We start from the raw sequence: 9,795 nt of genomic DNA on the forward strand, positions 1-9,795 counted from the left end.
GCTGCCCGACACGCTGCTCGGCATCCTGCTCAACGCGGTCGGCGCGGCGCTGCTGGTCGTGTGGGTGCTGGTGGCGGTCGCGCAGCTCCGGCTGCGCCCGCGGCTCGAGGAGCAGGCCCGGGCCCGCCGGCCGCCGCTGCGCCGCCGGGGGGGGGGGGGCCCGGGGCGGGCGGGGGGGGGGGCCGCCCGCCCCCCCGGCGGCGGGCCCCGCCGATCCCCGAGCTGCGGCTGCGGCCGCGCGACTGACCCGCTACTTCGAGGACTGCGCGTCCTGGTCCCCGATGTGCCCGGGGGCGTTCGCGGCGAGCACGCGCTGGACGAACGCGCAGTACTCGTCCATGTAGTGGCCCAGGAACTTCGCGGTGTCCTCGTCGTGCACGGCGCCGCCCGGGCCGAACACGGCGGGGTCGAAGTGGACGTACGCCTCGGGGGAGTTCAGCTGCGGCGCGTCCAGGAAGCTGAGCACGCTGCGCATCGAGGACTGCATCACCGCCGTGCCGATCTTCCCGATGGACGCCCCGATGATGCCGGTCGGCTTCCGGGCGAACGAGTTCGTCCCCCAGGGGCGCGACCCCCAGTCGATCGCGTTCTTCAGCGCCCCGGGGATCGACCGGTTGTACTCCGGCGACACGAACAGGATGCCGTCCGCGGACTCGACCGCCTCCTTGAGGGCCCGGGCCTCCGGCGGGTAGTCCGCGTCGTGGTCCGGGCTGTACAGCGGCAGGTCGCGGATGGGGATCTCCCGGAACTCCAGCGCCTCGGGCGCCAGCGCGATCAGCGCCTGCGCGAGCGTCCGGTTGATCGACGTGCTGGACAGGCTGCCGACGAAGTAGCCGATGGTGTACGACATGGCGTCTCCCGGTGACGGACGGCGGCGCCCGGCCGGCCCCGCGCGGCTCGTCCAGCGTGGCACCGGCCGGCGCGAGCCGCGCGCTGCGCCGTCCCCGGCCTCTTCCCGTGGTCCTGCGTAGGTGGTGCGATGGGTGTCTGAGTGGTGCCCGGGACGTCACAGTGCAGTGCTTCACAGGGCGGCGCAGGAGGATCGGTGGAGACCGAGGGTTTCGGGGTGACCGTCGCGGCGGTCCAGCGGTGGCTGCCGCTCGGGCGGGACGTGCTGGTGCGGGGCGACCGCGGGTCGGGCAAGTCGACGGTGCTGCAGGCGCTGCTCGCTGACGCCTCCCGCCGCGGCCTCAACGGCGTGCTGGTGCGCGCGGCGGGGCGCGGTCCGCTGTCGGCGCTGCGGGACCACGCGTCCGCACCGGCGCGCGTGCCCGACGAGCAGACGCTGACGGACTGGCTCGCCGACGAGCTCGGCGGGCGGCGCGGCGTGCTCCTGCTGGACGACGTGGACCGCGTGGACCCCCGCAGCCTCGACGTCGTCCGGCGCGCGCTGGGCCGGACGGCGTCGGTGCTGGTCGCGTCCACGACCGTGGACCCGCTGCGCGCGGCCACCGACGGCATGCGCGACGTGCTGCTCGACCGCCCGCCCGCGGAGGTCCGCGTCCAGCCGTTCGGGTTCCGGGCCGTCGCGAGCCTGCTCACCTCCGTGCTCGGCGCGCCGGCCGACGCGGGCCTCACGTCCTCCGTGCTCGCCCAGACCGGCGGCAACCCGCGCGCGGTGGTGGCGCTCGTGGACGCCGCGCGGGCGGCGGGGGCGCTGAAGCGGGTCGACGGGCTGTGGGTGGAGGACGGCACGCTGGGCGAGGTCCCCGCCGACCCGGTGGTGTTCCTGTTCCTGGCGGGGCTGCCGGAGGCGCTGGTGGAGGCGCTGGAGTTCCTGTCCACCATCGGCCCCGTGCCCGCCGACGTCGGCGCCCGGCTGGTCGACCCCGTCGTCCTGGCCGAGCTCGAGGACCGGGGCCGCGTCGTCAGCCACGACCTGGCCGGGTCCGGGGAGATGCTCGGCGTCGCGCCGCCGGTGCTCGCCCGGGCGCTGCGCGAGCGCGTCGCCCCGTACCGGCGGCGGCAGCTCGCCGAGCGGGTCGGCGCCGAGGCCGGCCCCGCGTTCACCCCCGTGCGCGTCCCGCACGACGACCTGACCGCCGTGCTGCTCGGGGACACCGCGGGGGAGGGCGACGACTACTGGCGCTGGACCGCGGAGCTCGCCGGGCTGGTGCACGAGCGGGCGAGCGTGGAGGAGGCGGCGCGCCGCGCCGCGTGGCTCACCGCACCGACCCTGCGCACCGCCAACGCGTACCTGGCCCTGCTGATGCGGCGCCCCGCGCGGGACCTGCTCGCGGCGGTGTTCGAGGGCACGCATGCGACCGAGCGGGACGGGGACGCGGAGCGGCTGACCTTCGCCTACTACCGGTCGCGGTGGGCCGCGTGGAACGGGGCGTCGCCGGCGGAGGTCGACAGCGGGCTCGCCGCGAGCGGCGCCGACCTGCAGCCGTTCACGCAGCTGCGTGACCTCAAGGAGCGCCTGGCCCGCGAGCTGGCGGAGGGCCGGTCCGCGGACGACGTGGCCGACGAGCCGCCCTCCGACGTGCCGGTGCGGTTGTTCCGGGGGTGGCCCGCGGTCATCCGCGCCGCGGTGCTGCTCGAGGCGGGCCGGCCGGAGCAGGCGCTGCGGGTGTGCGCGGCGAACGACGTGTCCGGCGCCGAGCCCGAGGTCCGGCACTACCTCGCGGCCGTCCAGGGCCTGTCCCTGCTCATGGCCGGCCGGCTCCCCGAGGCGGAGCGGTGGCAGCGGCGGATGCTCGACACCGCGTACGACGAGGTCGACGCGCTGGGCATCCGCGTCCACGCGTGCGTCCTCGGGGAGATCCTCTACTTCTCCGACCAGGCCGGTGCGGCGTGGCGGGTCATCAGCACCGCGCTGCGGATCGGTGCCGCGGGGCCGATCGAGACGACGTTCTACCGGCGCGGCCTGACGCTCGGCGCGGTGCTCCAGGCGCACACCGGCCACCTGACGCTGGCGCAGGTGCTGACCCGGGAGCTCGACAAGACCCCGAGGACGTACCGGCCGCTGGTCCGGTCGCTGCGCGTGGTCGCGCGCATCGCCGCCGCGTCCGCCGCCGGGGACAGCACGACCTCCCGGAACGTCGCCTGGCAGGCCGGCCAGCGGTACGCCGAGGAGGGCCTGCTGCAGCCGGCGCTCATCGCCTGGATCGGCGGCCCGGCGAGCCTCACGCCGGTGCGCGCGCAGCTCGTCCGGGACGTGCTGTCGCGCGTCCACCTGCCGCTGCTGGAGCCGTACGTCCGCCTGCTGCTGGCGGTCGCGGAGGAGGACGTCACCACGGTGGCGGAGCTCCTGCCCGCGGTGCGCGCCGGCGTCACGCCCGGGCTGGTCCGGGCCGCGGAGCAGCTGGTCGGCGTCACCGAGCAGCAGGCGGACGGGTCCCCCGCGACCGGCGGCAGCCAGCGCGTCGAGCCCCTCTCCGTCCGCGAGCGGGAGGTCGTGGCGCTCGCCCGCGACGGGCTGACGAACCGGCAGATCGCGGACCGCCTCAACCTCAGCGTCCGCACGGTGGAGAACCACATGAGCCGCGGTCTGCGGAAGTTGGGCTACGGCAGCCGCGCGGACCTCGCCGACTGGCGGGGGCCCTGACGCGGGATCAGCCGCGGAACGCCGCGAACGCCGACCGCAGCTCGCGCACGTACAGGTCGGGCTGCTCCCAGGCGGGGAAGTGGCCACCCCGCGCGGGCTCGCCCCACGGGCGCGCCGTGGGTCAGCAGCAGCCGGCGTCGCGCCCGCGTGCGGGGAGCGGACGTGCAGCACGGCGGAACGTCGAGGCCGTCGATGCGGGTGCGGCACGCGCCGGCCCCGTTCAGCCACCGCTCTGCCGGGCGCCAGTTGTACCCGTCGGGAACGGCTCGACGCGGGCGTCCATGCTGCAGCACGGTACGCAGCGGGACCGACGCTCCGGCATGCGCCCCTCAATTCGAGCCGCCACCCCTCAGCGGGGAACGCTCCCACCACGCAGCTCCGGGCGCCGGACGCCACTCAACGGCACCGGGGGGCACCGAGGGGTGGTCGGGGACGCCGTAGACAGGGGATGTCGGTGGAGCCCGCAGCGGCTGACGGGTTCCACCGGCGCCCGTGATCGCTCCGGCGCCCGGCGGGCCCCTCGGGCGCCGGAGCCCCTCCCCGCCCGCTGGAGCCCTCCCGCCCGCCGCGCGTCTCCCGGCCCGGGTGATCTCGGTCACGGAGCCCGGTGCGCGACCAGGGACGATGCCCCGAGGCTGTGACCAGCCTGTGTGAGCGTTCACCCGAGCGCATGCCAGGTTGTTGACCGCTGCACCATCCCGGGGCCATAGTTCATTCCCGACGGTGCGCATCGCCTGCCCCCTGCGCGGTGCGCACCGTTGATCACCTTCCCCCCGGCCCCGCGGGCGACGACGCCCCGGGCCGCGCGGCGGCTCCCCTCCCTGCTCCTGACCCGCGAGTTCCGCATGATCACGCGCACGGCGGCGCGTCACGACGCCCCGGCAGCGCTGCGGAGGTTAGCGTTCGACGGGTGAAGGTCCCTGCGCGTCGCCCCGTCCCCGGACAGCCGACCGCCTCCGACGAGGCGGGCGTCCCCACTCCGCGCGCGGACACCCCCGCGACGGGGACCGAGGGCCCCCGCGCCCTGCGCGAGACGGCGCAGACGACGCACGACGGCGAGATCCCCATGCCCGACACCGCCAAGCCCGCCGGCCCCGTCCTCGTCGAGCCGCCGTCGGCCGCCGAGCTGGTCGCCGGCGCCACCAGCACCTGGCGCGCCGCGCTGGTCGAGGCCGCCGGCGGCTCCACGCTCGCCGACGTCGAGCTGCTCGGCGACGCCGCGCTCGACCTGTCCGCGGCGCACCCGTCCGGCATCGCGCAGCTCTTCGCGGGGCGCGAGACGCGGCTGTCGAACCTCGTGCGCGAGGGAGCGGCGCTCGGCACCGCCCGCCGCCGGTCCCGCGCGGTCGCCGCGCGGGCGGCCACGTACGCGCAGCAGTACGGCATCGCCCCGACCTACCTCGCCATCGGCGTCGCGTCGTGGACCGAGCACAGCACCCCCGACGTGGCCACGGACGACGTGGCGGCCATCGCGACCGCGACGATGGACTCCGCGACCCGGCCGGCGGAGGGCGCCGCGGACACCGAGGCGCCGGCGCCCACCGCCCGCAAGGTGCGCGCCCCGGTCCTCCTGCGCCCCGTGTCGCTGACCGCGCGCGGCACAGCGGAGAGCGACTACGAGCTCACGCTGGAGCCGTCGCTCGAGGTGAACCCGGTGCTCGCGCGTGCGCTGCGGGCCCGCGGCGCGCTGCTCGACCCCGGCGCGGTCGCCCGCAGCGCCTTCACCGGCTCGGGCTTCGACCCGCGCGACGCGATCACCCGCCTGACCTCGCTCGGCACCGCGGTCCTCGACGACTTCCAGCTCGTGGACCGCATCGTCGTCGGCACGTTCGTGCACCCCGGGCAGGTGCTGGTCGACGACCTGGACCGGCTGGCCCCCGCGCTGGAGCGGCACGAGGTCGTCGCGGCCCTGGCCGGCGTGGCCGAGGCCGCGCAGCAGCTGACCGTCGCCCTCCCGGAGCCCGTGCGCGGCGACCGCGACCCCGCGCTCGAGCGCGGCGTCGGCGACCTGGACCCCGCGCAGCAGCACGTGCTGGACGTGGTGGCCCGCGGGAACCACGTGTTCGTCGACGCCCCCGCCGACAGCGACGTGACCGGCACCCTCGCGGCGCTGGTGGCGGACGCCGCCGCCGACGGGCGCACGGTGCTGTACGTGCCCGGGCACCGCCGTGCGGCGGTCGCGCTGCGCGAGCGGCTCGAGAAGCTGGGCGTCGGGGAGATCCTGCTCGACGTCGCGCCCGACGCCGCCTGGCGCGCGGCCTCCTCGCGCCGCCTCATGGGCGCGATGACCCTCGACGCCGACCCCGGCGACCCGGCCGCCGCCGCGGAGCTGCGCCGGGCGCTGGTCGAGCGCCGGGAGCGCCTGCGCGGCTACGTCGACGGCCTGCACCAGGTCCGTGCGCCGTGGGGCGCCTCCGCGTACGACGCGTTCCAGGCGCTCGCCCGGCTCACCGCCGAGCGCCCCGCGCCCCGCACCACGGTCCGGCTGCCCGCCGAGGTTGCCCGGTCGCTCGACGCCGACCGCCGCCGCGCCGTCGGGGCCGAGCTCACCGAGGCCGCCGGCGCCGGCGCGTTCACGCTCCGGCCGGTCGACACCCCCTGGTACGGCGCGGCGCTGGTCACCGACGCCGAGGCCGCGGACGCGCTCCGCCGGGCCGAGCGGCTCGCCGGGGACACCGGGCTGCCGGCCGTCCAGCGGCGGATCGCCGAGGTCGCGGAGGTCACCGGGTTCACGCCCGCGACCACCCTGGCGACCTGGGCGGAGCAGCTCGACGTGCTCGGCGGCATCCGCGGGGTCCTCGACGTGTTCCAGCCGCTCGTGTTCGAGCGCAACCCGTCGGACATGGTCGCCGCGACCGCGAGCAAGGCCTGGCGCACCGAGCACGGCACCCCCATGGGGTACTGGCTGCGGCGCCGGCTGCGCAAGCAGGCCAAGGACCTGCTCCGCCCCGGCCGCCCCGTCGCCGACCTGCACGCGGCGCTGGTGGACGTGCAGCGCCAGCGGGAGATCTGGCAGGCGCACTGCCCCGCCGGCGGCTGGCCGCGGCTGCCCGAGGGGCTCGCCGACATCGAGGCCGAGCACCGCGAGGTCCGGGCGGACGTCGACGCGCTCGCCGCCGTGCTCGCGGGCACGCCCGAGGGCGCCGACCTGCTGACGCGGCCCGTCGGGGAGGTGCTCGACCGCGTGACGCGGCTCGTCACCGCCCGCGACAGCCTCACGGACCTCCCGGAGCGCACCCGCCTGGTGCGGTCGCTCGTCGCCACCGGGATCGGGGACCTGCTCGACGACCTCGCGGACCGGCGCGTCCCCGCCGGCCTGGTCGCCGCCGAGCTCGAGCTCGCCTGGTGGAGCACCGTCTTCGAGCAGATCCTCACCGCCGACCCCGCGCTCGCCGGCTACGACGGCCGCACCCTGGGCCGGATCGCCGCCGAGTACCGGGAGCTCGACCTCGCGCACACCGCCGCGCTCGCCGGGCCGGTCCGTGCCCGCGCCGCCGCGCACGTCCGCAACGCCATGGCCGCGCACACCGAGCAGTCCGAGGCGCTGTTCGCCGAGCTCGTCGAGGACCGGCTCACCGGCCTGCGCGAGACGTTCGAGCGGTACCCCGACGTCGCCCGCCGGCTGCGTCCGGTGCTGGCCGCCGCACCCATGCTCGTGCCGCAGGTGCTGCCGGCCACCCGCACCGTCGACCTCGTCGTGCTCGACGCCGCCGCCCACCTGCCCGTCGAGGTCGCCCTGCCGGCCCTCGCCCGCGGCCGGCAGGTCGTCGTCGTCGGGGACCGGCGCTGCGCGTCCGGCACCGCGGTCCGCGAGCTCGCGGACGTGCTGCCGACCGTGCACCTGCGCGCGGACGCGTCCCGCCGCGACCCGTACCTCACCGCGTTCCTCGCGGCCCACGGCTACGGCGACGTGCTGTCCCCGACGCCGCTGCCCACCAGCGTCGCGACCGTCGGGCACCACCTCGTCGACGGCACGGGGATGCCCGACGCCTCGGGCGCCGTGCAGAGCACCCGCGCCGACGTGGACCGCGTCGTGGAGCTCGTCATCGAGCACGCGCTGACGCACCCCGAGGAGTCGCTGGCCGTCGTCACCGCCTCCGCCCTGCACACCGCCCAGGTGCGGGAGGCCGTGCTCGCGCAGGTCCGTGACTCGCCGTCCCTGGCGGCGTGCCTCGACGGGTCCCGGCCGGAGCCGTTCGTCGTCACCGACCTCACCAACGTGGCCGGCCTGCGCCGCGACGCGCTGATCCTGTCGCTCGGGTTCGGCCGCACCCCGCACGGGCGGGTCCTGCACCGGTTCGGGCCGATCAGCGGGCCCGGCGGCGACGCGCTGCTCCTGGCCGCGCTCGGCGTCACGCGGCACCGGCTGGACGTGGTGTCGTGCTTCGCCTTCGCGGACATCGACCCCGAGCGGCTGCGCGGCCCCGGCCCCCGGCTGCTCGGCGACCTGCTGCGGTTCGCCGAGCGGCGCGCCGCGGGGGAGACGGACCTGGCGATCGCGGAGCCGCCGGCCGAGGCGGACCCCGCGGCCGAGCCGGATGCCGCGGCCGGCGCCGCCGACCCCGCCGCCGAGGAGGTCAAGGCCCCGGCGGTCGCCGAGGAGGTCAAGGCCCCCGCCGAGGAGCGCGCGCCCGACCGGCTCGTCGTCGACCTCGCGGAGCGGCTGTGGCGGCACGGCCTGGTGGTCGAGCTCGACCACGGCCTGCCCGGTGGCCTGCACCTGCCGCTCGCGGTCGGCCACCCGGACCTGCCCGGGGAGCTGCTGGTCGCGGTGCTCACCGACGACGACGCCTACCTCGGCGAGCCGAGCGTCCGCGTGCGGGACCGTCAGGTGGCCGAGCGGCTCGAGCGGCTCGGCTGGAGCGTCCTGCGGGTCTGGTCCGCCGCCGCGTTCCTCGACCCGGAGGCGGAGGTCGACCGGATCCGCCGCGCGCTGCACGCGGTCGCCGACCGCCGCGTCGCGCAGGCGCGGGCCGAGCGGGAGCGCGGCCTGCTGCACATCCCCGCGGCTCCGCTGCTCGACGACGACGGCACCGGCCCCGCGCCGACGCTCACGGGGATGGGCGTGCTGCCTGACGCGGGCCTGCCCGTGGGTGGCGGCGCACGGTCCGACGAGCCGCGCCGCCCGGCGACCGGTGTCGTGCCGGCGGTGCCCGCGGGCGCCGACGCCGCGCAGGGCACGGGCCCGACCGGCGGCCCCGCGGGCGACGGGAGCGCCTGGAGCGCCCCGGCCGCGCCCGCGTCCCCGACCGGACACGGCTCGGCCGCGTCGTCGTCCGTCGCGGCGTCGCCGGTCGCGCCGGCCACCGCCGCGGACATCCCCGGCGTCATGGAGGCCGCGGCGCCCATGACCGGTGCGGTGCGCGCGGTGCAGCCGACGCTCCCGGTCCCCGGCGGTCCCCGGCCGGACGTCCGGCCCGGCCTGCCGGTCAGCGCCTACTCGGACGACCAGCTCGACGACCTCGTCGCGTGGCTCGTGTCCGACGGGGTGGAGCGCACCCCGGACGAGCTGGCCGCGGCGCTCCGGCGGGAGCTCGGCATCGCGCGCCGTGGGGCCCGGGTGGACTCGGTGGTCGGCGCGGCGGTCCAGCGCGCGACGGGCACCGCCGGCCGCTGACCCGCGCGCCTCGACGCGCGGCCGGGGCTCCCGCGCCGCCTCGACGCACCGCGGGGTGGAACGTTCCGACGGACACGCGCACGGCGTGTCGGTCCGAACGTTCCACCCGGGGCAGGTCAGGGGGGCAAGGGGGTCACGAGTGCGCCGCGCGGTGCGGGTCAGGGGGTCACCAGTGCGGGGGGACGTCCCGGAGCAGGCGGTCGTCGTTCGACTCGGAGCGCTCGTCGCCCCAGCCCGTGTCGGAGTCGTCCGCGCTGCGGTCGGGGATCAACGGCGCGTCGTCGACCGGGGGACGCGGGCGGTCCGTGCCCGCCGGCTGCGGCTCGGAGGAGAGAGTGCTCACGACCCCCATCCTCCCACCGGCGGAGGACGGCCGAGCAGCCGGACGCCGGGGTCCCGTCAGGCGACGGGCGGGTGCGGCGGGGCGCCCCCGCGGCCCCCCCCCCCCGCGCCGCCCGGCGCCGCCCCGGCCCCCCGCCCGCCCCCCCCCCCGGCCCCCCCCCCGCCCCCGCCCCCCGCCCCCCCCCCCCCCGCCCCCCCCGCCCCCCCGCCCGCCCCCCCCCGCCCCCCGCCCCCCCCCCCGCCCCCCCCCCCACCCCCCCCCCCCCCCCCCCCCGGGGGGGGCCGC

4 protein-coding genes are annotated in these 9,795 nt (G+C 78.2%); 2 read left to right on the forward strand and 2 right to left on the reverse strand.

The genetic code is table 11. The annotated features are described in order from the left end of the window. Positions 1-250 precede the first annotated feature (250 nt). A complete protein-coding gene (locus QNH85_RS19760) occupies positions 251-850 on the reverse strand; it encodes an NADPH-dependent FMN reductase (protein WP_282949150.1) in 600 nt (199 codons plus the stop codon). A 195-nt stretch (positions 851-1,045) separates the two neighbouring features. Between QNH85_RS19760 and QNH85_RS19765 the strand changes: the two genes are divergently transcribed. Together QNH85_RS19765 and QNH85_RS19770 are read left to right on the forward strand one after the other, a co-directional pair. Next, the gene (locus QNH85_RS19765) at positions 1,046-3,550 is read left to right on the forward strand and encodes a helix-turn-helix transcriptional regulator (protein ID WP_282949152.1); all 2,505 of its coding nucleotides are present in this window, start codon (positions 1,046-1,048) and stop codon (positions 3,548-3,550) included. A 910-nt stretch (positions 3,551-4,460) separates the two neighbouring features. Continuing rightward, positions 4,461-9,167, forward strand: coding sequence for a hypothetical protein (locus QNH85_RS19770; RefSeq protein ID WP_346016357.1), 4,707 nt, complete (start codon positions 4,461-4,463; stop codon positions 9,165-9,167). A 166-nt stretch (positions 9,168-9,333) separates the two neighbouring features. On the opposite strand, the gene QNH85_RS19775 is transcribed toward QNH85_RS19770, so the two are convergent. Continuing rightward, positions 9,334-9,510 (reverse strand): hypothetical protein, encoded by a 177-nt coding sequence (locus QNH85_RS19775; RefSeq protein ID WP_282949154.1) that lies wholly within the window; start codon positions 9,508-9,510, stop codon positions 9,334-9,336. Positions 9,511-9,795: the final 285 nt, after the last annotated feature.

Origin of the sequence: Cellulomonas endometrii (genome assembly GCF_949769265.1) — a bacterium.
Lineage (GTDB): Bacteria > Actinomycetota > Actinomycetes > Actinomycetales > Cellulomonadaceae > Cellulomonas > Cellulomonas endometrii.